The sequence below is a fragment of the Olsenella sp. DNF00959 genome, from assembly GCF_001553055.1.
Lineage (GTDB): Bacteria > Actinomycetota > Coriobacteriia > Coriobacteriales > Atopobiaceae > Olsenella_I > Olsenella_I phocaeensis.
Genome location: NZ_KQ960133.1, coordinates 322,484 through 343,767, shown reverse-complemented (window position 1 = coordinate 343,767; position 21,284 = coordinate 322,484). Strand labels below are relative to the sequence as shown.

The 21,284-nt window shown below is 66.6% G+C and carries 28 protein-coding genes; all 28 read right to left on the bottom strand.

Annotated features, from left to right (window positions below; translation table 11 throughout):
* Positions 1–291 precede the first annotated feature (291 nt).
* The 28 genes from HMPREF1868_RS08490 to HMPREF1868_RS08355 all read right to left on the bottom strand — a co-directional run bounded on the left by HMPREF1868_RS08490 (position 292) and on the right by HMPREF1868_RS08355 (position 21,260).
* Positions 292–1,275, bottom strand: coding sequence for a C39 family peptidase (locus tag HMPREF1868_RS08490; protein WP_082719601.1), 984 nt, complete (start codon positions 1,273–1,275; stop codon positions 292–294).
* Between the two features lie 153 nt (positions 1,276–1,428).
* On the bottom strand, positions 1,429–2,067 hold the full coding sequence (gene pyrE, locus HMPREF1868_RS08485; RefSeq protein WP_062531660.1) for an orotate phosphoribosyltransferase: 639 nt from the start codon (positions 2,065–2,067) through the stop codon (positions 1,429–1,431).
* 98 nt (positions 2,068–2,165) lie between these two features.
* Positions 2,166–3,152, bottom strand: a complete 987-nt coding sequence (locus tag HMPREF1868_RS08480) for a zinc ribbon domain-containing protein (protein ID WP_062531659.1) — start codon at positions 3,150–3,152, stop codon at positions 2,166–2,168.
* Positions 3,153–3,284: 132 nt separating this feature from the next.
* Complete coding sequence (locus HMPREF1868_RS08475; RefSeq protein WP_062531658.1) at positions 3,285–4,355, bottom strand: glycosyltransferase family 2 protein; 1,071 nt, start codon at positions 4,353–4,355, stop codon at positions 3,285–3,287.
* A gap of 523 nt (positions 4,356–4,878) precedes the next feature.
* Complete coding sequence (locus HMPREF1868_RS08470; RefSeq protein WP_040656718.1) at positions 4,879–5,646, bottom strand: hypothetical protein; 768 nt, start codon at positions 5,644–5,646, stop codon at positions 4,879–4,881.
* 136 nt (positions 5,647–5,782) lie between these two features.
* Positions 5,783–6,640: a tRNA pseudouridine(38-40) synthase TruA gene (truA, locus tag HMPREF1868_RS08465; RefSeq protein ID WP_062531657.1), complete on the bottom strand. Its 858-nt coding sequence runs from the start codon at positions 6,638–6,640 to the stop codon at positions 5,783–5,785.
* A gap of 37 nt (positions 6,641–6,677) precedes the next feature.
* Complete coding sequence (locus tag HMPREF1868_RS08460) at positions 6,678–7,481, bottom strand: energy-coupling factor transporter transmembrane component T family protein (RefSeq protein ID WP_062531656.1); 804 nt, start codon at positions 7,479–7,481, stop codon at positions 6,678–6,680.
* Entirely contained in the window at positions 7,474–9,150 is a 1,677-nt protein-coding gene (locus HMPREF1868_RS08455; RefSeq protein WP_062531655.1) for an ABC transporter ATP-binding protein, read from the bottom strand. Before HMPREF1868_RS08455 ends, HMPREF1868_RS08460 begins: the two co-directional genes overlap by 8 nt.
* Positions 9,151–9,226: 76 nt before the next feature.
* Entirely contained in the window at positions 9,227–9,703 is a 477-nt protein-coding gene (gene rplQ / locus HMPREF1868_RS08450; RefSeq protein ID WP_062531654.1) for a 50S ribosomal protein L17, read from the bottom strand.
* A gap of 28 nt (positions 9,704–9,731) precedes the next feature.
* The gene (locus HMPREF1868_RS08445) at positions 9,732–10,673 is read right to left on the bottom strand and encodes a DNA-directed RNA polymerase subunit alpha (protein WP_062531653.1); all 942 of its coding nucleotides are present in this window, start codon (positions 10,671–10,673) and stop codon (positions 9,732–9,734) included.
* Positions 10,674–10,696: 23 nt separating this feature from the next.
* On the bottom strand, positions 10,697–11,290 hold the full coding sequence (rpsD, locus tag HMPREF1868_RS08440) for a 30S ribosomal protein S4 (RefSeq protein ID WP_062531652.1): 594 nt from the start codon (positions 11,288–11,290) through the stop codon (positions 10,697–10,699).
* Positions 11,291–11,308: 18 nt separating this feature from the next.
* Positions 11,309–11,710 carry a 30S ribosomal protein S11 gene (gene rpsK, locus HMPREF1868_RS08435; RefSeq protein WP_009278461.1) on the bottom strand — a complete coding sequence of 134 codons (402 nt, stop codon included), beginning with the start codon at positions 11,708–11,710 and terminating at the stop codon, positions 11,309–11,311.
* A gap of 10 nt (positions 11,711–11,720) precedes the next feature.
* Positions 11,721–12,092: a 30S ribosomal protein S13 gene (gene rpsM, locus HMPREF1868_RS08430; protein ID WP_009278460.1), complete on the bottom strand. Its 372-nt coding sequence runs from the start codon at positions 12,090–12,092 to the stop codon at positions 11,721–11,723.
* A gap of 15 nt (positions 12,093–12,107) precedes the next feature.
* Positions 12,108–12,221, bottom strand: coding sequence for a 50S ribosomal protein L36 (gene rpmJ, locus HMPREF1868_RS08425; protein WP_009278459.1), 114 nt, complete (start codon positions 12,219–12,221; stop codon positions 12,108–12,110).
* A gap of 117 nt (positions 12,222–12,338) precedes the next feature.
* The gene (gene infA / locus HMPREF1868_RS08420) at positions 12,339–12,557 is read right to left on the bottom strand and encodes a translation initiation factor IF-1 (RefSeq protein WP_009278458.1); all 219 of its coding nucleotides are present in this window, start codon (positions 12,555–12,557) and stop codon (positions 12,339–12,341) included.
* A 172-nt stretch (positions 12,558–12,729) separates the two neighbouring features.
* Positions 12,730–13,518: a type I methionyl aminopeptidase gene (gene map, locus HMPREF1868_RS08415; RefSeq protein ID WP_062531651.1), complete on the bottom strand. Its 789-nt coding sequence runs from the start codon at positions 13,516–13,518 to the stop codon at positions 12,730–12,732.
* Positions 13,515–14,141 carry an adenylate kinase gene (locus tag HMPREF1868_RS08410; RefSeq protein WP_062531650.1) on the bottom strand — a complete coding sequence of 209 codons (627 nt, stop codon included), beginning with the start codon at positions 14,139–14,141 and terminating at the stop codon, positions 13,515–13,517. The genes map and HMPREF1868_RS08410 overlap by 4 nt, the downstream gene beginning before the upstream one ends.
* 217 nt (positions 14,142–14,358) lie before the next feature.
* Positions 14,359–15,639, bottom strand: coding sequence for a preprotein translocase subunit SecY (secY, locus tag HMPREF1868_RS08405; protein ID WP_062531649.1), 1,281 nt, complete (start codon positions 15,637–15,639; stop codon positions 14,359–14,361).
* The gene (gene rplO / locus HMPREF1868_RS08400) at positions 15,633–16,082 is read right to left on the bottom strand and encodes a 50S ribosomal protein L15 (protein ID WP_009278454.1); all 450 of its coding nucleotides are present in this window, start codon (positions 16,080–16,082) and stop codon (positions 15,633–15,635) included. The genes secY and rplO overlap by 7 nt, the downstream gene beginning before the upstream one ends.
* A gap of 10 nt (positions 16,083–16,092) precedes the next feature.
* Entirely contained in the window at positions 16,093–16,281 is a 189-nt protein-coding gene (gene rpmD, locus HMPREF1868_RS08395; RefSeq protein WP_009278453.1) for a 50S ribosomal protein L30, read from the bottom strand.
* Positions 16,282–16,283: 2 nt separating this feature from the next.
* Entirely contained in the window at positions 16,284–16,805 is a 522-nt protein-coding gene (gene rpsE, locus HMPREF1868_RS08390; protein ID WP_009278452.1) for a 30S ribosomal protein S5, read from the bottom strand.
* Between the two features lie 11 nt (positions 16,806–16,816).
* The gene (gene rplR, locus HMPREF1868_RS08385) at positions 16,817–17,185 is read right to left on the bottom strand and encodes a 50S ribosomal protein L18 (RefSeq protein WP_062531648.1); all 369 of its coding nucleotides are present in this window, start codon (positions 17,183–17,185) and stop codon (positions 16,817–16,819) included.
* Between the two features lie 64 nt (positions 17,186–17,249).
* Positions 17,250–17,786 (bottom strand): 50S ribosomal protein L6, encoded by a 537-nt coding sequence (rplF, locus tag HMPREF1868_RS08380; protein ID WP_062531647.1) that lies wholly within the window; start codon positions 17,784–17,786, stop codon positions 17,250–17,252.
* A gap of 29 nt (positions 17,787–17,815) precedes the next feature.
* Positions 17,816–18,214, bottom strand: a complete 399-nt coding sequence (rpsH, locus tag HMPREF1868_RS08375; RefSeq protein ID WP_009278449.1) for a 30S ribosomal protein S8 — start codon at positions 18,212–18,214, stop codon at positions 17,816–17,818.
* A gap of 87 nt (positions 18,215–18,301) precedes the next feature.
* The gene (locus tag HMPREF1868_RS08370; protein WP_009278448.1) at positions 18,302–18,487 is read right to left on the bottom strand and encodes a type Z 30S ribosomal protein S14; all 186 of its coding nucleotides are present in this window, start codon (positions 18,485–18,487) and stop codon (positions 18,302–18,304) included.
* A 59-nt stretch (positions 18,488–18,546) separates the two neighbouring features.
* Positions 18,547–19,104, bottom strand: a complete 558-nt coding sequence (gene rplE, locus HMPREF1868_RS08365; RefSeq protein WP_009278447.1) for a 50S ribosomal protein L5 — start codon at positions 19,102–19,104, stop codon at positions 18,547–18,549.
* Between the two features lie 367 nt (positions 19,105–19,471).
* Positions 19,472–19,891 (bottom strand): peptide deformylase, encoded by a 420-nt coding sequence (locus HMPREF1868_RS08360; RefSeq protein WP_062531646.1) that lies wholly within the window; start codon positions 19,889–19,891, stop codon positions 19,472–19,474.
* A gap of 169 nt (positions 19,892–20,060) precedes the next feature.
* Positions 20,061–21,260: a CobW family GTP-binding protein gene (locus tag HMPREF1868_RS08355; RefSeq protein WP_231782282.1), complete on the bottom strand. Its 1,200-nt coding sequence runs from the start codon at positions 21,258–21,260 to the stop codon at positions 20,061–20,063.
* Positions 21,261–21,284 lie beyond the last annotated feature (24 nt).

The window sequence follows — 21,284 nt, the reverse complement described above, 5'->3', positions numbered from 1 at the left end:
GTCGACGATTTAACTGACGCGTTGGACGTAGTCGCGAAGCCAATCGACGCATCGGACGTTGTGGGAGGGGGTCGGAGCACCGTCGTGCATCAAGCACGCTCCAACGCACGTCTCCACGTGTCGCGCACGCCCCAACGCACAGCTAATTCATCCCGCACGCCCCAACGCACATGTCGAAAAATTTGACCTGCACTTTTACGACGACACCTGTGCGCAACTGCGTGCTCGATGACAATGGCGTGCGTTGGCGCGTGTCCGGCGCAAGCGAGTGGCACGCACACCCAGCCCCCACTACAGCTTGAAGCTATGCAGGCGCATCGTCTGGCCGACCAGGCGCTCCGGGTCCCAGGTCTGTCCCGACCTCACCGACGAGTACGGGTCGCAGATGGACACGCTCCCGTCCGCGTTCCAAACCGTGAGCACGATGAAGTGGCCCGCCGTGGTGAAGTCCCCCGGTCCCACGTTGGCGATGAGCACGTGCCCGCTTTGCAGCTCAGCCTTGATCACCTCGACCGACCTGCCCACCTCCCGGCACTCGAGCCCGTAGCGCTCCGCCGCCGTGGGGATGAAGTCGCCGTAGGTGCCCGCGTCGTCGTCCACCATGTCGAGCTCCTGCGCCAGCTCGCCCGCAACGCCAGGCGTAACGTCGGTCTTCCCCGTCACGGCCATGTACACCATCGAGAACGACGTCGGACAGCAGCCCGTGGTGCCAAAGTCTCGGCCGCAGTATTCCGTGTAACCCCAACGCTTGTCCCACTGGTACAGCCGGGGCACGACGCCCTTGGTCACGCCGGACGCATACTCCTCGGACCTGGCCCGCGGATAGCTCTCTGGCAGGTCCGCGACGAAGTCGATGGCAGCGGGGTCGTCCGCCGCCAGCTTGAGCAGCTTCTGCTGTTCGTACGCGCCACCGTTGCCCACCTTCGCGTAGGCGTCAAGATTGTCCAGCGCCTTTGCGACGCGAACATCCTCGCGCCCCAGCTCCTGCAGGCGAGAGGAGAGCTGCGCGTCGAAGCTCGCAGGCAGCTGCCAGCTCCGGACATCGGCCACCTCGCCCGCAGACCCCGCGTCGGACGTCGCCCGCCCGCTGCCGCCTGCGCCACCGGCCACGCATCCATGCACGCAGGAGCCCAGACCCAGCAAGGCTAGCACCAGCAACAACGCTCCCAAGGCCATCACGCCGTACGAGAGCGGCCTGGCATCGATGAGCCAGAGCAGAGACCTTCTGAGCCAGCGATGCAGGCGACGGGCCATGCGCTGCGGCCGGGGAGGCATCCTCCTCACGGCAGCGGCGAGCGGACGTCGCACGGCAGAGCGCGCGGCCGCCCTCCTGGAGCGGACGCGGCCATGGCGGGAGCCTCTCTCCCCTTGCCCCCTATGCCTTCCCTCACGTCTCAAGTCATGGACTCCAAAGCGCGGCGTGCCGGGCTACCCCCTCATCCAGCTCTGGTCGGAGGGGTCGTCACGGAAGGCGAGCAGGCGAGCCTTGTCACCAGGCTCGATGTAGCCCTCCTCCACGGCCACCTCGACCAGCGCGTCCAGGTCGCAGAGGCTGGTGTTGGTGACGTTTGCCGCAGCCAGGCGGTCAAGCCCGCGCCGCATGCCGTAGGTGAAGATGCTCACGACGCCCAGGACGTCCGCTCCCGCCTCCCGCAGGGGGTTGACGCAGTCCAGGACGCTTCCACCGGTCGAGATGAGGTCCTCGATCACCACGACCTTCTGGCCAGGCTCGAGGCGACCCTCGATCTGGTTCTGGCGCCCGTGGTCCTTGGCGGAGCCACGAACGTAGCCCATGGGGATGCCCAGGCGGTCCGCCGCGATGGCGGCGTGCGCGATTCCGGCGGTGGAGGTGCCCATGAGCATCTGGACCTCGGGATACAGCTCCTTGGCGGCGGCGGCGAGCGCCTCGTCCACCAGGGTGCGGACCTCGGGATAGCTCAGGGTCAGGCGATTGTCGCAATAGATGGGGCTCTTGATGCCGGAAGCCCAGGTGAAGGGCTCGTTGGGCCTCAGGAACACGGCCCTGATGGAAAGGAGCGCCTTAGCGATGTCCTGCTTGCTGGTCATGGGAGCCTCCAAGTGCTCGTGGTTTCTGCCGTACCGTTGCGTTCGGGCGGACCCTCGACCGCATGGGGGCCGCTGGCCGATGGAACCGATGGAACTAACTAGCTCGCGAGCCCCAGACGACGTGACAGCTGGGGCCAGAAGGCCGTGAGAAGGGACGCGATGCCCGCGACCCAGGGCCAGGACGTGAGCTCGAGAGGCTTCGCCAGGGCCAGCGCCTGACCCACCTGGCTGCCGCCCACACCTGCCGCGAGGGACTCGATCTGCCCGTTGGCGAAGATCACGCAGGCGCACCACAGAAGCGAGAGCGCCCCCACGCCGACCATCAGGACCTTCTGGAGGTCGACGGCGCCCTCGAGCGCCCGCAGCCTGTCGTTGCCGGCCACCTTGAGGAAGGGCCTGACGATACAGAAGCACAGGGCGACGAGCATGAGCGCCCAGATGACGAAGGCGACGGTGACGACCGCATTGAGCGTGCCAATCTTCGAGAGCACGCCCGCGGTGGTGAGGTCGACGTCACCAGCGCCCGCCATGAGGCCGGCGAGGCGGTTGAGCTGGCTCACGGTGCCGCGCAGCTCGGGCATGTTCCAGCTGCCCCTGAAGAGCGAGAGCATCCTCAGGGCGTCGGGCGACGCCCCGCCCATGAGGTACGCGATGGGGCTGGACGACGAGCCCATGGCCGAGGCGGTGAGCTTAATCAGGGGTGACGTGACACAGGGCATGATGAGTGAGAGAAGCGCCGCGGCATTGCCCGCGAGGGTGACGATGTCGCCGGTCCCATATGCGTGGCGCGCGCCGGGAGCGGTCGCGCCGGCGGCAGGCTCGGCTGCGGCCACATAGGGGTCGGGGGCGGCTTGGGCGGGAACGGGATTCGCTGCCTGCGCGGGCGCCGCAGACGCCGGCTGCGCAGGCTCCGCCGCAGGCTGCACCGGTCGTTCGACGGCCTCCGGATGGACCGTCACCGCGTCCTGAGCCGTCACCTCGGGCCGAACGGAAACGGGCCTCTCCCCTGCCTCCAGCCTGAACCCGCAGTTGCCACAGAAGGCCTGGCCGGGCTGGACCTCGTTGCCACAGTTGGGACAGAACAAGACGGCTCCCCTCGTCGCATGCGCCGTAGGGCCGCACGGCGGCCTCGTCCTACTGTATCGCAGTCGAGAGGCGCCGATGGCCTGCACTGCGGCCAACAAGGCCTCCGGCGCGGGACGCCAGCGGACGGCTGGCTAGCGGTTCGCCTTCAGCGTGGCGAAGATCCGCGTGTTGTGACGCTTCACGAAGCTGATGAAGCGACCCTCCCGGTATGCCATGGCGACGTTCTTCTCCCGTATGGGAAGGAGCATGAGGGCCATCATCTTGGTGCGGGGACGCGCGACGGCAACCGCCAGCTGGGCGCGCTCGCTCGTGATCATGCGCTCGATCTGGGCGAGCTTCTCCTTCGCGTCCAGGGAGCACTGGGGGTTGCAGACGTTCTCTATGCAGCCCACGAGACGCTCGATGTAGCGCCTCTGCACGACCTCCATGCTGGCGGCGTCGCCCTCGAGCCCCCAGTGGCGATAGAGCTCCAGCATCCAGCCGTGCTCCTCCTCGCGCTTGTCGTACATGTCGGGGCGCCAGCGGGCGGTCTCGGACTCGCTGCGCTGCCTGATGAAGTGGTAGTACGGCGTCTCCATGACGCCCACCCGCTCCACGTCGCGCACGAAGTCGAGCACGTAGGGGAAGTCGTCCCAGAAGGTGGGACGAAAGCGCAGGCCCAGCTCCTCGATGCGGGAGCGCAGGAAGATCTTGTTCCATGGGGCATAGAGCTGGTTGGCGTCGAAGAGCTCCCAGGCGGAGGTCCTGAACTCGCGCTGCGTGCCGTACACGCGGGTGGGGCAGCTCTTGAGCTCGGTGGTGTGCTGCCCGTCGTCACCGTAGTAGGTGTCGATGTAGAAGCCGGCAACGGCAAGCTCGAGCTGGCCGGCCTCGGCAAACTCGTACATCTCTTCCAGCATGCGGGGTTCGGCCCAGTCGTCCGCGTCGAAGAACATGACGTACTTGCCGCGGGCGCGGTCGAGGGCGAAGTTGCGGGCCGCGGGGGCGCCGCCGTTCTCTTGGTGGAAGGCAGTGACGCGGATGTCGCGGTCGGCGATGGAATCCAGGATCTGGCCCGTGCGATCGGTGGAGCCGTCGTCCACCACCAGGAGCTCGAAGTCCGCGAAGGTCTGGTGCTGGATGCTTTCGACGGCACGGCGAACATATCTGTCGACGTTGTACGCCGGCATGATGATCGAGATCTTGGGTGCCTTGGGCGTCATTCCAAGCGTCTCCAGACAACGTCGTCAGCTCGTCCACGGGCGAGGCTTCGTGTCAGGTTGCCCGTGCTCACAAGCTGAATTATGGCCCAGCAGGTGGCAAACGTTGTGACGAGGGGGTGAAGGGCGCAGATTACAGACTAAGCACAGAAGCGAGAGGGACGGCGGCGATTTCGTCGAGCATGCCGTTGCGCTCACGTTTGGCTGTCACGCGCGTTTGGCTTCGACGTGCACGCCGTTGCGCACGCCTCGTTCCATTGCCCACGCCGTTACGCACGGCCAATTCATCGAGCACGCTGTTGCGCACAGGCGGGCCCACAAAAGCGCAGATAGATTTTCTCGCCTTGTGCGTTCGAGCGTGATTGATGGCAAGCGCGTGCGTTCAAGCGTGCTTGGCGCCGGCGACGCTCGCGTCCTGAGGCGCGACCTGGCGGCCGCCGCGTGCGTTGGAGCGTGCTCGACGGCGGATGCGTGCGTTGGAGCGTGCCCGACGCAGCAGCAGCGCGGCGCCAGCCCGACACACCACCTACGACGTGGGGCGAAGCGTGCCCACGAGCAACCCGAGCTCCGTCTGGCGGATGCGAGACCAGCTCCCGCCGTCGCCGTCGTCCTCCGCGTCCGCCGGCGCATCCTTTAGGTCGAGGTTCTCGACGCCGATGGACTGCACGAGTTCGACCACATCGAGCAGCTGCGACGTGCTCATGTCGGTGGAGATGTTGGAGAAGAGCCCGGATGCGCTATCCAGCAGCGCCGATACGCCAGAGTTGCGCAGCCCCCTCACCTGGTCCCAGAGCTCGTCCGTCGCCACCAGGACATGGGTCGCCCTGATGTTGCATGCTGCGGCAAGCGGGGCGATGCAGCTCTGGGCGCCCTTCGCGGCAAAGAGCTCCTGCAGCGTGCTCGCGCCAGACGCGTCCTCGACGCGCACGTCGAGAGGAATCTCGACCAGATAGCCCTTGCGCTTGGTTGCGTCGAGCGAGAGGAGCTGCGCCCTCTGCAACGTGGGCGCGCTCTTCCTGACGTCGTCCACCGTAAGCACCAGGATGTGGGTGAACACGTCGTCCGACGCCTCGTAGCCCTCGTCGGGGTCCAGCGTCTCCGCCTGCGTGCTGATGCCGCTGCCAAGGCCTGCGTCACCCACGCGGCCGTCAGCGTTTGCGCACCTCCAGAGCTGCGTCAGGAGTGCCGCGAGCCCTGCCGCCAAGACGAGCAGAACGGCCAGCGCGACGAGGTTGCGATGCGCGGACTCGCGCGGAACGTCACTGCGCTCGAAGCGCTCGCGCCTGTGCGGCATGGGGCCTCCCCTCGCAGTGGCGGCACAACGTTGTTCTCCCCTGCACTATAGGGCATGAGGGCTGGGTGGCGCAGGGGTCGTGGGCTGATGGCAACCCGGCAACCCGGACGCGAAGGCCCGGCCAAGGGCGCCGAGGCTACTCCCAGAGAACGAGCACCCCCTCGTCGTAGCGCACCGCCTTGAGGCAGAGGCCCTGCGCGGGAGCCGTGGGTCCAGCCGCCGACCTCTGGCGGGCCTCGAGGGCCCGAGAGAGCCACGAGGGGTCCCTGTGGCCGCGCCCCACCTCGACCAGGCTGCCCACCATGATGCGGACCATGTTATGGAGGAAGGCGTTGCCCTCAACGTCCACCACCACCAGTCGCTCTCCCGCCTCGACGACCTCGCCCGCCTCGACCCGCGTGAGGCGGCGGCAGGTGGAGCGGCCATCCGCCTCGAGCAGCTGGGCCGAGGCCGCCTTGCAGAAGCTCTTGAAGTCGTGCTCCCCCAGCAGGGCGGAGGCCGCCTCGTTCATGGCGGCGACGTCAAGCGCGGGGACCCCGCGCAGCCACCAGCTGTGATCCCAGGCGAGGACCGGGCGCGCAGGGCCAGGGCAGATTCGGTAGCGGTAGCTCCGCCCCCGCGCGTCGAAGCGGGCGGAGAAGCCCGCCTCCGCGCGATAGATGCCGGCGATGGATATGTCGTCCGGCGTGAGCGCCACGAGGGAGGCATGGAGCCTGCGGCCCTCCAGGAGCTCCTCACCCGGCTCGAGCGGAAGGCTCAGGAACTGCGCGAGGGCGCTCACGCCCGCGTCCGTGCGACCGGCGCACTCGAGCTCCACGGGACGGCGAAGGACGGTCTGCAGGGCGCGCCTCAGCTCGCCTGCCACCGTGCGCTGTCCCGGCTGCTCGGCAAAGCCGGCGAAGCCCGCCCCACGATAGCCCAGCCTGAGGACGAGAGTGCCCGCGGACGCCCGCATGACGCCGTCGCCTGCGGAGGTCGTCTGGTCTGCCTGCATGTGAGCTCCTTCTGGAAAAGTCGTCATGCGGTCGAGCCTAGAATAGTGCCGGCAGCACGATCGCCGCCGCGAGCAAGGCGAGGGACGTGGCGAGCGAGAGGCGCTCCCTTGCTCCCCAGGTCTCGCCCTGCCGCCACGACTGCCCCGAGCCCGAGGCGTAGCAGCGGTCGCGCAGGGCCTGGGCGAGTTCGTCGGAACGTCGGAAGAGGGCCACCACCAGAGGGATCATGACGGCCGCGTAGGCCCTGAGCCTGCGCACGGGACCCCCCTGGTCGAAGCGCACGCCACGTGCGCGCTGGGCACGCACGATGAGTGCAAACTCCTCCTCGACCTCCGGGATGAACCTCAGGGCGACCACCACGACCATGGCCACGTCCCCCACGGGAAGCCCCAGCCTCCCCAAGGGCGAGAGACCCCGCACCAGGGAGCGGCTGAGGCTGCTGGTGCTCGTCGTGGACGTCATCACGAGCACCAGCCCCACCATGAGCACGATGCGGCACACGGCCATTCCGGCACGCGCGAGCCCTGCCCAGCGAAGGCCCACGCCCCCCATGAGGCCAAGGTCGAAGCTCCCGTCCACCACGAGGCCATTGGCAAGCAGCGAGAGCGACAGCAGCACGGTCGCAGGCCTCAGGGCGAGGAGCAGCCTGCCCAGCGGAAGGCGACACGACGCCAGGAGCGCAAGCAGTGCCACCCCCAGGAGCGCGAGCCCCTCCCAGCCCGGGGCAGCCATGGCCGCAAGCGAGAGGAGCAGGAGGCAGGCGACCTTCGCGCCCGCCGCCAACCCGTCGAGCCATGACCCCGTGGCGGCGTACCCGCCGAGCACGCGCGTCCTAGGCATGCAGGGCCTCCCTTAGGCGCAGGTACAGTGGCAGTCCCAGACCCGACGCCCCCAGCGTGCCAGGCTGGCGCTCGAGCTCCGCGGCGCGGCCCTGCCAAACCACGCGACCCGCGCGAAGCAGGCAGACGTCGTCCACCAGGGGCAGCCACTCGTCCAGGTCGTGCGAGACCACCACGACCGCGGCCCCCTTGCCCACGAGCTCGCCCACCTGCCCCTCGAGGCGCACGCGCGCCGCACCGTCCAGACCCGCCGTGGGTTCGTCGAAGACGTAGGCGCTCCTTCGCATGGCGATGACTCCCGCCAGGGCCACACGGCGCCTCTCCCCTCCCGAGCCTTCCAGGGGCGAGAGGGGCCAAGCCTCTTCGCCGACCCCCATGCGGCGCAGCGCATCCTCCGCCGCCCTGCGCGCGTCCGACGCGCTCTCCCCCAGGTTCCCGGGCCCCAGGCTCACGTCCTCGAGCGCCGTCGCGCAGAAGAGCTGGTCTTCGGGCCTCTGGAAGGCCAGCCCCACGTCCGAGGGCCTGACGGGCCTTCCCAGAAGAGTCGCCTTGCCCCCGTCGGGCTCGAGCACCCCCGCAGCGACGAGGCTTGCCGTGGTCTTGCCCGACCCCGACTCGCCCGCCAGAAGCGTGAGCCTGCCACCCCGAGCAACCAGGGAGACGTGGCTGAGCGCGGGCGCCCCCGCCTCGTAGCTGACGCTCACGTCATCGAGCGCGAGCTCGACCCCGGCCGGAGGGTGCGAGGCCTCGCCGCCGCATCGCCTGCCCGTGGGTTTGCCCCCCAAGGACACGGTCCCCCAACCTACAGGGCCAGAGGCGTCTCGCCGCAGGGCCCCGGACTGCACGCACGCGCCGTCGGCTCTCCCTTCGACAAGCCCGCGCAAGGTCGTGGCGTCGGCCGCAAGAGCCTCCCGTGGCTCGACGCCCCGACGAGCCAGGGCATTGAGGGCGTCAGCCGAGTCCCCCAAGACCCCCGCGCGCGCAAGGAGCGCCGCATCGGAGAAGAGCTCGAGCGGGCGCCCCTCCCAGCAGATGCGGCCCGCCTCCATGACCAGGACGCGATCGGCGGACGCGATGTCCTCCGGCAGGTGGGACGCCAGCAACATCCCCACGCCCCGTCCCGCGAGCACGGCGAGCGATGACCTGATCCCCTGGCGGGCGCGCGGGTCGAGCTGGGCACAGGGCTCGTCCAGCATCAGGTACAACGGGCCCATCGCAAGGACAGCCGCTAGGGCGACGCGCTGCATCTGCCCGCCCGAGAGCCCCATCGTGCGACTGTGGGCGAGGTCCTCGACGCCACAGAGCCGCAGCGCCTCACGCACGCGACGTCCAAGCTCCTCTCCCCCGATTCCGAGGTTCTGGGGGCCGAAGGCGAGCTCCTCCTCCACGAGCGAGCTCACAAGCTGGCCGCGGGGGTCCTGGCGGAGGATGCCGACGCCCTCTTGGAGGAGACGGGCCCCGTCCCTGCCGGCGGACACCCCATCGACCAGAATCTCGCCAGAGCTTGGGCTCACCCCTCCCTTGCAAAGCGAGAGGAGCGTGGACTTCCCCGAGCCGTTGCGTCCCACCAGGGCGACACGCTCGCCCCTCTCCACGCGAAGGGAGCAGTCCCTTACCGCATCGCGACGGGCACCCGCGTAGCGATAGCTCACTGACCTCAGCTCGAGCATGTCTCCCCCTAGAGAAGAAGGGAGGCCCGCTTTCGCAGGCCTCCCTGGCATTGCGTCCGTTGCAGGAAGGACGGAGCTACTCCGCGCTCTCCTCGGCAGCCTCGGGCTCGCTGGCCTCGGGCTCGACCTCGGCCACAGGAGCGGCCTCGACGACCTTCTTGACGGTCGTGGCGGCCTTCTTGGGCTGGACGGGCTCGGTGACGAGCTCGATGATGACGACCTCGGCGGCGTCGCCCTTGCGGGGGCCAAGCTTCATGATGCGGGTGTAGCCACCGTTGCGGCCCTCCCACACGCCCTGAGCGGCCTTCTCGAAGACCTCGCGCACGATCTCCTTGTCGCCGACCTTGGCGATGGCGAGGCGACGAGAGGCGAGGTCGCCCTTCTTGGCCCAGGTGATGACCCTGTCCACGTCGGGACGGATGGCCTTGGCGCGGGGCTCGAGGGTCTTGATGCGGTCGTTGGCAAGGAGCGCGGCAACGAGGCTCTTCTTCATTGCCTTGGTATGGGCGGCATCGGTGCCGAGCTTCATACCCCTCTTCTTGTTGTGTCTCATGGTCTAGCTTCTCCTCTAAATGCTGTGTCTAGTCCTTGAGGCCCAGGCCCATGGCCTCGAGCTTGTCCTTGACTTCCTCGATGGACTTGACGCCAAAGTTGCGAATGTTGAGCAGGTCGTTCTCGGAGAACTCGACCAGCTGGCGGACGCTGTGGATGCCCGCACGCTTGAGGCAGTTGTAGGAGCGGACGGAGAGGTCCAGGTCCTCGATCTGCTTGTCAAGCTCGGTGCTGTCCTCCTCGATGCCGTTCGAGAAGATGGAGACGTCCTCGACGGGCTCCTCCTCGTCGGCCAAGCCCATGAAGGCGCTCATGTGCTGGTTGACGATGTTGGCGGCCTCGACGACGGCGTCGCGGGGCGAGAGGGAGCCATCGGTCTCGACCTCGAGCACGAGGCGGTCGTAGTCCGTGTGCTGCCCGACGCGGCAGGGCTCGACGGCCTTGGCGCAGCGGCGCACGGGGGAATACAGGGCGTCGACGTGGATGAGGCCGATGGGATCGCCCTCGCGCTCGTTCTCGTCGCCGGACACGTAGCCGCGGCCCATGCCGATGCGCATCTGCATCGAGAGGTGGGCGCCCTCGCCCAGGGTGCAGATCACGTGATCCTTGTTGACGAGCTCGAACTCGGCGGGAACCTTGAAGTCGCCGCCGCACACGGTGCAGGGACCATCGACCGAGATGGTGGCCGTGGCCTCGTCGCCCGTGCCCATGGGACGGAACACCAGGCCCTTGACGTTGAGCACGATGTCGGTGACGTCCTCGTAGACGCCCTCGACGGTGGTGAACTCGTGCTGGACGCCGTCAATCTGGATGGCCTCGACTGCCGCACCCTCGAGGGAGGAGAGCAGCACGCGACGAAGGGAGTTACCGAGGGTGTTGCCGTAGCCACGCTCCAGCGGCTCAGCGCTGACGCGGGCGACGTTCTCGGAAATCTCCTCGACAGACACCTGCGGTCGGATGAATTCTGACATGAATACCTCCTACCGGTGTGGGCTTACTTGGAGTAGAGCTCGACGATGAGCTGGGCGTCGATGTCCAGGTCGATCTGGTCGCGGACGGGAGTCTGCAGGACGGTGCCGCGCAGCTTCTCGATGTCGACCTCGAGCCAGGCGGGAACGGCCATGTGCTCGGAGGAGACGATGGCCTCCTTGATGGGGAGAAGGTCCTTGGCCTTGGGGGCCACGGCGACGACGTCGCCAGCCTTCACCTGGTAGGAGGGGATGTCCACGCGGTGGCCGTTCACGGTGATGTGGCCGTGATCGACGGTCTGGCGGGCCTCCTTGCGGGTGCGGGCGAAGCCGAGGCGGAAGACGACGTTGTCGAGACGGCTCTCGAGCAGGCTCATCAGGTTGTCGCCGGTGACGCCCTCGCCCTTTATGGCCTTCTCGTAGTAGCCGCGGAACTGCTTCTCCAGGACGCCATAGATGAACTTGGCCTTCTGCTTCTCGCGCAGCTGCTCGCCGTACTCGCTCTTCTGGCGACGGGTGCGCCTGGGCTGGCGGTTGGACTTCTTGTTGATGCCCATGACGATGGGGTCGATTTCAAGCTGGCGGCACCGCTTGAGGACAGGGGTCCTATCAATTGCCATTGCTACTGTCCTTCCTTACTACACGCGACGGCGCTTGCACGGACGGCAGCCGTTGTGCGGGATGGGGGTCTTGTCCTGGATGCCCGAAACCTCGAGGCCGGCGGCCTGGAGGGAACGGATTGCGGTCTCGCGGCCGGAGCCGGGACCCTTCACGAACACAGCCACCCTGTGCAGGCCGTGCTCCATGGCCGCCTTCGCGCAGGCCTCGGCCGCGACCTGGGCCGCGAACGGGGTGCTTTTGCGGGAGCCCTTGAAGCCGACGGTGCCACCGGACTGCCAGGCGATGACGTTGCCCTGGGGGTCGGTGATCGAGATGATCGTGTTGTTGAACGTGCTCTTGATGTGGGCCTGGCCCACGGCGATGTTCTTGCGCTCGGCGCGGCGGATGTGCTGCGTGCGCTGGTTCTTCTTCTGCGGCATTGTCTCTCCCCTACGCCTTCTTCTTTGCACCGATCTGGCGACGCTTGCCCTTGCGGGTGCGCGCGTTGGTGTGGGTGCGCTGGCCATGGACAGGGAGGCCCTTGCGGTGACGGAGGCCGCGGTAGCAGCCAATCTCCATCAGGCGGGCGGTGTTCTGCCTGACGGCGCGGCGCAGGTCGCCCTCGATGGTGAAGTTCGCGTCGATGTAGTCGCGGATCTTGGTCACCTCGTCCTCGGTGAGATCCTTGACGCGCGTGGAGGGGTCGACGCCGGTCTCGGCGCAGATCTTCTTCGCGCTGGTGGCGCCGATGCCGTACAGATACGTAAGACCGACCTCAGTGCGCTTCTCGCGCGGGAGGTCGACACCGTTGATACGTGCCAACTTCGAGCTCCTCTCTTAGCCCTGACGCTGCTTGTGGCGAGGGTTCTCGCAGATCACGTAAACCTTGCCATGGCGACGGACGATCTTGCACTTGTCGCACATCTTCTTGACCGAAGGACGCACCTTCATAGTCTCTTCCTTCCGGTAGTGCTTGTACGAACTGGTACTGCCGAGGCAAGTCAGGTGGAAGCTGGCCTGCCCTATCTCCTCGCCCAGCCGCAGGCGTGAATATCTGGAGTCTTGGGGTTACTTGTAGCGGTAGGTGATGCGACCCCTGGTGAGGTCGTACGGGGAAATCTCGACCACCACGCGGTCACCGGGAAGGATGCGGATGTAGTTCATCCTGATCTTGCCCGAGATGGTGCAGAGGATGGTCTTGCCGTTTTCGAGCTCCACGTTGAACATGGCGTTGGGAAGTGGCTCCACTACCTTGCCCTCAAGCTCGATGCCGTCCTGTTTGCTCACCGTGCCTACTTTCTCCCTGTGAATCACAGCGACTGATAATCATACGGAATGCAGGGAAATCGGTCAAATTCGCACGCCCTTCGCACACGCCAGGACCACAGTCGGCAAAAAGGGGCCGATCGCGGCTGCGACCGGCCCCCGGGGCGTCCGTATGAGGCGAGGGCGACGCGCCCTACTCCTCGCCGCCCTGCATGCCGCACCAGGGACCGACCTCGTCCTGGGTCAGGATGACGGGACCGTCCTCGGTGATGGCGACGGTGTTCTCGTAGTGGGCCGCCTGGAGGCCGTCGTCTGTCACCACGGTCCAGCCGTTGGAGAGGGTGTGGTTCTCGTAGGTCCCCAGCGTGATCATGGGCTCGATGGCGATGACCATCCCAGCCTGCAGCCTCACGCCGCGCCCCTTCTTGCCGTAGTTGGGCACGTTTGGGTCCTCGTGCATGACGTGGCCCACCCCGTGGCCCACGTACTCGCGCACGACACCGTAGCCGTTCTTCTCGGCCAGGGACTGCACGGCGTAGCCGATGTCTCCCAGGTGGTTGCCGGGGACGGCCTGCTCGATGCCGGCCTTGAGGCAGTCGCGGGTGACCTCGCAGAGGCCCTTGACCGCGTCGCTGGGATCGCCGACGTAGAAGGTCCAGGCGTTGTCTCCCACCCAGCCCCCGAAGGTGGCCCCTGTGTCGACCGAGATGATGTCCCCGTCGTTCAGGAAGACCTCGGGAGAGGGGATCCCGTGCACGATCTGCTCGTTGACGGAGGCGCAGATGCTACCCGGGAAGCCGCCATAGCCCTTGAAGGTGGGGATGGCGGAGTGGAGGCGGATGAAGCCCTCGACCGCGCTGTCGATCTCCTTGGTGGAGACCCCGGGCCTCACCATGCTGCCCGCCAGGCGCAGGGCCTGCTTGGAAAGCGACCCCGCCATCTTCATCTGGTCGATCTCTGCTGCTGACTTGATCTTGATCATAGGTTAAGGAGGGCCTTGACGTCGGCATACACCTCGTCCACAGGCCTGTCTCCATCGACCTCCTTCAGGATTCCGTGGCCGCCGTAGTACTCGATGAGCGGGGCGGTCTGCTGTTGGTAGGTGTCGAGGCGCTTCTTGATCGTCTCTGGCTTGTCGTCGTCACGCTGGTACATCTCGCCACCGCAGCGTGGGCAGACGTCCACGCCGGCGGGCGCGGTGTAGCCGCAGGAGCGGCAGGTGCGCCTCTGGCTCAGGCGCTCTACGATGACCTCGGGCTTGACGTCCACGAGGAGCGCCGCGTCGAGGTCGACTCCCATCTCCTTGAGCTCGGAGTCGAGGACGACGGCTTGCTGGGTGTTGCGGGGGAACCCGTCCAGGATGAAGCCCCTCTTGGCGTCGTCCTCCTGGAGGCGTTCCTTGACCAGGTCGACGACGAGCTGGTCCGGCACGAGCTGCCCCGCGTCCATGTAGCCCTTGGCCTCGATGCCAAGCTTGCTCTGGGCCTTGACCGCGGCACGCAGGAGGTCTCCGGTGGAGATGTGCGCCACGCCGTAGTCGGCGACGAGCCTCTGGGCCTGGGTGCCCTTGCCCGCGCCGGGCGCGCCGAGCAGAACGATGTTCATGCGGGTTCCCTTCTTCCTCTGGATGAGCGATGGAAGCGCGACTTCGCGGCGGGCGCGTTCGCCGCCGCATGACAATCCACAGTTTACCCACCTAGGGGCATGTGGTCTCATGCGATCCAAAAGACCATCCACCGCCACCCGTGCCCGCCGCCGCACACGGAAGAGGGGCGGCCACCGGAGTGACCGCCCCTCTCGCCTGAAGCTGCCCACGAATGGCCTACTTGAAGAAGCCCTCGTAGTTGTGCATCTTGAGCTGCGACTCCAGCTGCGAGATGGTGTCCATCGCCACGCCGACCATGATCAGCACCGAGGTGCCGCCGAAGGCCTGCATGAGGGTGTTGCCCGTCACGGCGAAGAGGATCGACGGCACCACGGCCAGGGCCGCCATGAAGAGGGCGCCGGGCAGCGTGATGTGGTCGAGCACGCTCTTGATGTAGGCGGCGGTGGCGCTGCCGGGACGGACGCCCGGGATGAAGCCACCGGCCTTGCGGAGCTGATCCGCGGTCTCGTCGGGGTTGAACACCATGGCGGTGTAGAAGTACGCGAAGAAGACGATCAGCACCACGGAGAGGACCCAGTTGACGACGCCGGAGCTCAGCATGTTGGCGAAGCCCTGGATCCAGCCCACGTTGGGGAAGAACACGGCGAGCTGCGCCGGGAGGTACAGCAGCGCAGAGGCGAAGATGATGGGCACGACGCCCGCGGTGTTCACCTTGATGGGCAGGTAGGTGGCCTGGCCGCCTATGACCCTGCGACCCACCACGCGCTTGGCGTACTGCACCGGGATGCGACGCTGGCCGCGCTCGATGTAGACGATCACGGGGATGATCGCGATGATCACCAGCAGGGTGACCACGGTGGCGATGACGCCCGTGGTGGAGGTGCTCACCGAGGCGGTGAGCGAGTGGGGCAGGCCAGCCATGATGTTGGCGAAGATGATCAGGGACATGCCGTTGCCGATGCCCCTCTGGGTGATGACCTCGCCGAGCCACATGATGATGATGGCACCGGTGAGGAGCACGCCCACGATAATCGTGTTCTCGATCATCTCGGGGAAGCCCATGGCCGAGAAGTCGATGCCGTAGCTCTTGAAGAGGAACAGGTAGCCGACGGCATTGATAAGGGCCAGGACGATGGTGAGGTAGCGGGTGTACTGGGTGATCTTGCGCTGTCCGCTCTCGCCTTCCTTAGCGAGCTCCCCAAGGGAGGGAATCACCGCCTGGAACATCTGGAGGATGATCTGGGCGGTGATGTAAGGCATGATGCCGAGGCTGAACACGGAGACGCGCGAGAGCGCGCCTCCGGAGAACAGGTTCAGCACGGCAATGGCACCGCTGCTGGACGCGGCCGCCTGGAAGGCGGCAAGCATGCTGGCAAAGGGCACGCCGGGGGCCGGCAGGTAGGCGCCAAACCTATACAGGAGAAGGATCCCGGCCGTAACCAGGATCTTCTTCCTGAGCTCAGGAATGCGGAACGCGTTTGCGATTCCGTTTAGCACGCCTGCTCAACCTTTCCGCCAGCCGCCTCGATCTTGGACTGAGCAGAGGCGGAAACCTTGTCGACCTTGACGGTGAGCTTCTTGGTGAGCTCTCCGTCGCCGAGGACCTTGACGGGGATGTAGTCGTGCTTGATGACGCCCTTGGCGACGAGGGCCTCGCCGTCGACGGTCTCGCCATCGGCGAAGAGGGCTTCGAGGCGCGCGACGTTGACGGGGGCGTACTCGACGCGGTTGCGGTTGGTGAAGCCGGGGAGCTTGGGCAGGCGCATGGCCAGGGGCTGCTGGCCGCCCTCGAAGCCGGCGCCCTTGCCGCCGCCAGAGCGGGACAGCTGGCCGTTCATGCCGCGGCCAGAGAAGGTGCCGTGCCCGGAGGAGTTGCCGCGGCCGACGCGCTTGCGCGCCTTCTTTGCACCCTCAGCGGGACGAAGATCATTGAGCTGCATTGGATGACTCCTAGTTCTCTTCAACCTCAACAAGGTGCTTGACCTTGAAGATCATTCCACGAACGCTCGGGTTGTCGGGAAGCACCGAGGTGTCGCCGATCTTGCGAAGGCCCATGGCGCGGCAGGTGAGCGTCTGGTCCTTCTTGACGGAGGCGACCGCGCTGCGAACGAGCCTGACGGTGACGGTCTTGTCTGCCATGGTTACTCCTCCTTGCCGGCGAACAGCTCCTTGACCGTGAGGCCGCGACGAGACGCCGCCTCCTCGGGGCTGGAGAGGTTCATGAGGCCGTCGGCTGCGGCCTTGATGATGTTCAGGGCGTTGTCGGTGCCAAGGGACTTGGCGGTGACGTTGGTGATGCCGGCGAGCTCGAAGAGCGGACGCACGGGACCACCAGCGATGACGCCGGTGCCCTCGACAGCAGGCTTGATCAGGACGCGGCCGGCGCCGAAGTGGCCCTCGATCGCGTGGGGGACCGAGCCGCCCTTGGTGACGGGGACCTTGAACATGTTCTTCTTGGCGTTGTCGACGCCCTTCTGGATGGCCAGGGGCACCTCGGTGGAGCGACCCATGCCGAGGCCGACGTTGCCCTTGCCGTCGCCAACGACCACGAGGGCGACGAGGGTCATGCGGTGACCGCCCTTGGTGGTCTTTGAGACACGGTGGATGTAGACTACGCGCTCCTGAAGATCGGAGTCATTCTGGCGCTTACGATCACGTGGCATCTAAATTCCTCCTAGAACTTCAGGCCCGCGGAACGGGCTCCGTCGGCCAGGGCCTTGACGCGGCCGTGGTAGATGTGGCCGCCGCGGTCGAACTTGACCTCGGTGACGCCCTTCTCGGCGGCACGCTCGGCGACGAGCTTGCCCACGAACTCGGCAGCCTCCTTGTTGGAGCCCAGCTTGCCGGTTGCCCTGAACTCCTCGCTCAGGGTAGAGGCGGAGCAGATGGTCCTGCCGTCGACGTCGTCGACGACCTGGGCGTAGATGTTCGCGTTGGTGCGGTGAACGGTCAGGCGCGGACGCTCGGCAGTTCCGAAGATCTTGGAGCGGACGCGGCGCTGGCGGCGCTTGAGGCCCGCACGCTTTGCCTGGTTCTTGTTCATTCCTTCTCCTTAGGCACGCCACCACCTGACGGGGTGGTGGTCTTTCTATATCGCCAGCAGGGCCTTACTTGGCAGCCTTGCCGAGCTTCCTGCGGATGTGCTCGCCCTCGTAGTGAATGCCCTTGCCCTTGTAGGGCTCGGGGGGACGCTTGGCGCGAATCTCGGCGGCAACCTGGCCGACCTGCTCCTTGGAGATGCCCTTGACCACGATGTGGGTGTTGTCGGGCACCTCGAAGCTGATGTTCTCGGGGGCGGCGTACACCACGGGGTGGGAGTAGCCGAGCGAGAGGTCGAGGTCCTTGCCCTTGAGCGCGGCACGGTAGCCGACGCCGGTGAGCTCGAGCTTCTTCTCGAAGCCGGCGGAGACGCCGACGACCATGTTGTTGATGAGGGTGCGGACCAGGCCCTGCTGGGCGTTGGACTCGGTGGAGTCGTCGTTGCGGGTGACGAGGATCTCCTCGCCCTCCTGCGCGACGGTCACGAGCTCGGAGAAATGGCGGTCGAGCTCGCCCTTGCTGCCCTTGACCGCAACGTGCGTGCCGTCGATGGTCACGGTAACCCCAGCGGGAACCTCGACAGGCTTCTTACCAATACGAGACATAGTCTCCTCCTATCTATTCCTGTCGCGGGTTACCAGATGTAGGCGATGACCTCGCCGCCGATGCCCATCTTGCGGGCGTCGCGGTCGCACATCATGCCCCTGGAGGTCGAGATGACGGCCGTGCCGAGGCCGCCGCGGACGCGGGGCAGGTCGGCAGCGGTGGAGTAGATGCGAAGGCCCAGCTTGGAGATGCGGCGGATGCCCTGGATGACGCGGGCGCGCTTGGGGCCGTACTTGAGGGTGATGTGCAGGGTCTTCTGGGGGGTGGTGTCCTCCACCTCATAGGACTCGATGTAGCCCTCCTCGCAGATGACGCGGGCGATCTCGGCCAGGACCTTGCTCGAGGGCATGGACACCTCGGACTTGCCAGCGGAGTTCGCGTTGCGGATGCGCGTCAGCATGTCCGCGATGGGATCAGTAACCTTCATTGATTCCTTCTCCTTCGTTAGTGATGAAACTGCGCATGCGGTTCATTTGGGCCCGTGGCCCGCACGCCTGCATGCCAGAGCCCTGGCCTACCAGCTAGCCTTGCGGACGCCAGGAAGCTCGCCCTTGCTCGCCAGCTCGCGGAAGCAGACGCGGCACAGCCCGAACTTGCGATAGACGGAGTGGGGGCGCCCACAGCGCTGGCAACGGTTCTGGGTGCGCGTCGAGAACTTCGGCTCGCGGTTCGCCTTGACGATCATCGAAGTCTTAGCCACAAATCCTCCTTCAGGAAGAGGCCCCGGGACCCTTCCCGGGGCAACTTACAAGCGATTAGTTAGTCCCTCTTGAACGGGAAGTGGAAGGCGTCGAGAAGCGCCTTGCCCTCCTCGTTGGTGGGGGCGGTGGTGACGATGGTGATGTCCATGCCACGGGTGTGGTCGATCTTGTCGTAGTCGATCTCGGGGAAGATCAGCTGCTCGGTGACGCCCATGGAGAAGTTGCCGTGGCCATCGAAGCTCTTGGCGCTGATGCCGCGGAAGTCGCGGATGCGGGGGATGGCGATGGCGATCAGGCGGTCGAGGAACTCGTACATGCGGTCGCCGCGCAGGGTCACCTTGGCGCCGATGGGCATGCCCGCACGCAGGCGGAAGGTGGCGATGGACTTGCGGGCGCGGGTCACCATGGGCTGCTGGCCGGTGATGGCGCGCAGGTCGGCGACGGCGCCGTCGATGGCCTTGCTGTCGGTAGCGGCCTCGCCGACGCCCATGTTGACGACGATCTTCTCGATCTTGGGGATCTGGTTGACGTTCTTGTACTCGAACTGCTTCTGCAGCTGGTCGCGGACCTCGGAATAGTAGTGCTCCTTGAGGCGGGGAACGTACTTGTCTGCCATGTGCTCTCCTAACTCATGGGGTTTTACGTGCGGGGATGGGCCTCGCACCTCCCGGATGGCACCCGGGAGCCGTCTGCGTCGCAGGCCGTAGGGGCAGAACTCTCCCTAGCAAGAGACGCAAAAGAAGATGATACGAGTTCGCAGGTCCTAATGCCACCGACGGCATCGCTTGCGGTCCCCGACAGCGAAATTTCACATTTGGACGCGCGCGGCAGGCGGCGCGGACGGGTCACCGCGCCGTTCTCTATGCCGTTTCCTGACCGGCGCTGCGTTCTCTATGCCGTTCTCTGAAATTTAGGCCCTCTAGACCCCCCAAAATTCATGAGAAGGCATAGAGAACGACGGGGGGTGTGACGAACGTGCGGAACTAGACCAGCTTGCCCGCGCAGTGGTCGGCGATGTGCTGGATCATCTGGGCCTCCCAGCCCACGAAGTCGCGCTTGCGGCTCTTGAGCTCGCCGTCCACCAGCTCGTCGTAGCTGAGCTTGATCTTGGCGTAGCGGGTGACCTTGGAGGGCTCGTCGCGCGTGAGGCAGCCCTCCTCGACGCGGGTGGCGCCCAGGCCGAAGATGACCTTGGGGTTGTACAGCACGTGGGCCTTCCGCTCGTCATCCAGGTAGGCACCCACGGCCACGGCCTGGCCTATCTGGTTCGCCGCCAGGCAGGCCGCGTCTTCGAGGGAGGCCAGGGTGTCCACGACATCCTGGGCGATGGCAGCATCCTCGGCCGTGGCGATGGCGCAGCGCTTGGAGAGGACGGCTTCGTCCTTGACGAGTTCCTTGATCATGCTCTTCCCTTCCTGGTGGGACTCCGACCCCTGGCGGGACTCCGGCCCCGCGTCCTTCCCGTCCGCGCCCATGCGAGTCGCGTCGTGCAAGAGAGTATAGGCGAAGGCCGCCGCACGGCTGGCCTCGTGCAGCCCAGCGCGGAGGGCCCCTCTCCCCCGCCCGTCCCGGCTAGAAGTCGTTGCCATCCCAGTCGACCAGGCAGGCGTCCAGCCCCGCCTCGATGTCGTCGCGGTCCATGTGCCGTCCGATGACCACGATGCGGGTCATGCGGTCACCCAGCTCCTCGTCCCAGTCCTGCAGCATCTCGGGGTTCTGGGCCAGGATGCGCTCGCGCTCCTCGTCGGGCGCCGTGGCCAGGAAGAGACCGTTCTCGCCCAGGCTCACCTGGTGGCCCGCCTGCTCGAAGAGGTAGCGCATGGCGGGGTCCTGCGCCACCCACACGCTACCCTTGGCGCGGATGACGCTCTGGGGCCAGCTGCGCACGTAGTCCGAGAGCGCCTCGACGTCGAAGGGGCGACGACGCTGGTAGAGGAAGGTCTGGATGCCGTACTCGAGCACCTCGGGGTCCTCGTGCTCCTCGGGGTGCTCCATGGCGTCCACCCAGGCGGCGGAGCGGTAGGCCTCCTCGAAGCTGAAGCGTCCGGTGTCGAGCAGCTCGGAGACGGGCAGCCCCCCGTTCACCGCCTCGACGACCACGGCGTCGTGCTGGAGGCTGCGCACCACGGCGCGCAGCTCGTCCAGCTGCTCGCGGCTCACCAGGTCTGCCTTGTTGAGCACGAGGGTGCTGCAGAACTCGACCTGCTGGACCAGCAGCGCCTCGATGTCGTCCTCGTCGATGTCGTCGGCGACGAGGCTGCGGCCGCCGTCGAACTCGTCGAGCATGCGGGCGCTGTCGACCACCGCGACGATGTTGTCGAGCTCCATGGGGGCGTGGCCGCCGTTCCTGCTCTGGTCGCAGAAGGCGCTGATGGTGTAGGCGATGGGGATGGGCTCGCAGATGCCCGACGCCTCGATGATCACGTAGTCGAACTTGCCGGAGTCGGCGATGGAGCCGAGCTGGCGGGCGAGGTCGTCCGAGAGCGTGCAGCAGATGCAGCCGTTGGTGAGGGGGATGAGGTCGTCCGCCTCGCTGAGGCCGCCGTCACGGACGAGGCTGGCGTCCACGTTGACCGACCCGATGTCGTTGACGATGACCGCCGCGCGGATGCCCTCCCCGTTGGCGAGGATGTGGTTGAGCAGGGTGGTCTTCCCCGCGCCCAGGTAGCCGGTGAGAAGGACGATCCTCACGGGCTTGCGGGCGGTGGCGCTGGGGTCGACGGGGCTTGCGACGGTGACGTCGGAGCCGGCGCTGGCGTTTGCTGCTTGCATGTTGCTTGCCTTCCTGCCTGCCGC

Bases quoted from the DNA above. Each gene is read 5' to 3' on its own strand.
- HMPREF1868_RS08470 (WP_040656718.1), bottom strand. From the start codon at position 5,646: ATGCCGCACAGGCGCGAGCGCTTCGAGCGCAGTGACGTTCCGCGCGAG.
- rplR (WP_062531648.1), bottom strand. From the start codon at position 17,185: ATGAACAAGAACCAGGCAAAGCGTGCGGGCCTCAAGCGCCGCCAGCGC.
- HMPREF1868_RS08490 (WP_082719601.1), bottom strand. From the start codon at position 1,275: ATGCCTCCCCGGCCGCAGCGCATGGCCCGTCGCCTGCATCGCTGGCTC.
- HMPREF1868_RS08355 (WP_231782282.1), bottom strand. From the start codon at position 21,260: ATGCAAGCAGCAAACGCCAGCGCCGGCTCCGACGTCACCGTCGCAAGC.
- HMPREF1868_RS08360 (WP_062531646.1), bottom strand. From the start codon at position 19,891: ATGATCAAGGAACTCGTCAAGGACGAAGCCGTCCTCTCCAAGCGCTGC.
- truA (WP_062531657.1), bottom strand. From the start codon at position 6,640: ATGCAGGCAGACCAGACGACCTCCGCAGGCGACGGCGTCATGCGGGCG.
- rplF (WP_062531647.1), bottom strand. From the start codon at position 17,786: ATGTCTCGTATTGGTAAGAAGCCTGTCGAGGTTCCCGCTGGGGTTACC.
- pyrE (WP_062531660.1), bottom strand. From the start codon at position 2,067: ATGACCAGCAAGCAGGACATCGCTAAGGCGCTCCTTTCCATCAGGGCC.
- rpsH (WP_009278449.1), bottom strand. From the start codon at position 18,214: ATGAAGGTTACTGATCCCATCGCGGACATGCTGACGCGCATCCGCAAC.
- rpmD (WP_009278453.1), bottom strand. From the start codon at position 16,281: ATGGCAGACAAGACCGTCACCGTCAGGCTCGTTCGCAGCGCGGTCGCC.
- rpsD (WP_062531652.1), bottom strand. From the start codon at position 11,290: ATGGCAATTGATAGGACCCCTGTCCTCAAGCGGTGCCGCCAGCTTGAA.
- HMPREF1868_RS08460 (WP_062531656.1), bottom strand. From the start codon at position 7,481: ATGCCTAGGACGCGCGTGCTCGGCGGGTACGCCGCCACGGGGTCATGG.
- rpsE (WP_009278452.1), bottom strand. From the start codon at position 16,805: ATGCCACGTGATCGTAAGCGCCAGAATGACTCCGATCTTCAGGAGCGC.
- rpmJ (WP_009278459.1), bottom strand. From the start codon at position 12,221: ATGAAGGTGCGTCCTTCGGTCAAGAAGATGTGCGACAAGTGCAAGATC.
- rpsK (WP_009278461.1), bottom strand. From the start codon at position 11,710: ATGCCGCAGAAGAAGAACCAGCGCACGCAGCACATCCGCCGCGCCGAG.
- HMPREF1868_RS08445 (WP_062531653.1), bottom strand. From the start codon at position 10,673: ATGTCAGAATTCATCCGACCGCAGGTGTCTGTCGAGGAGATTTCCGAG.
- HMPREF1868_RS08475 (WP_062531658.1), bottom strand. From the start codon at position 4,355: ATGACGCCCAAGGCACCCAAGATCTCGATCATCATGCCGGCGTACAAC.
- HMPREF1868_RS08455 (WP_062531655.1), bottom strand. From the start codon at position 9,150: ATGCTCGAGCTGAGGTCAGTGAGCTATCGCTACGCGGGTGCCCGTCGC.
- rplO (WP_009278454.1), bottom strand. From the start codon at position 16,082: ATGCAGCTCAATGATCTTCGTCCCGCTGAGGGTGCAAAGAAGGCGCGC.
- HMPREF1868_RS08410 (WP_062531650.1), bottom strand. From the start codon at position 14,141: ATGAACATCGTTCTGCTCGGCGCGCCCGGCGCGGGCAAGGGCACCCAG.
- rplE (WP_009278447.1), bottom strand. From the start codon at position 19,104: ATGGCAGACAAGTACGTTCCCCGCCTCAAGGAGCACTACTATTCCGAG.
- rplQ (WP_062531654.1), bottom strand. From the start codon at position 9,703: ATGAGACACAACAAGAAGAGGGGTATGAAGCTCGGCACCGATGCCGCC.
- map (WP_062531651.1), bottom strand. From the start codon at position 13,518: ATGATCAAGATCAAGTCAGCAGCAGAGATCGACCAGATGAAGATGGCG.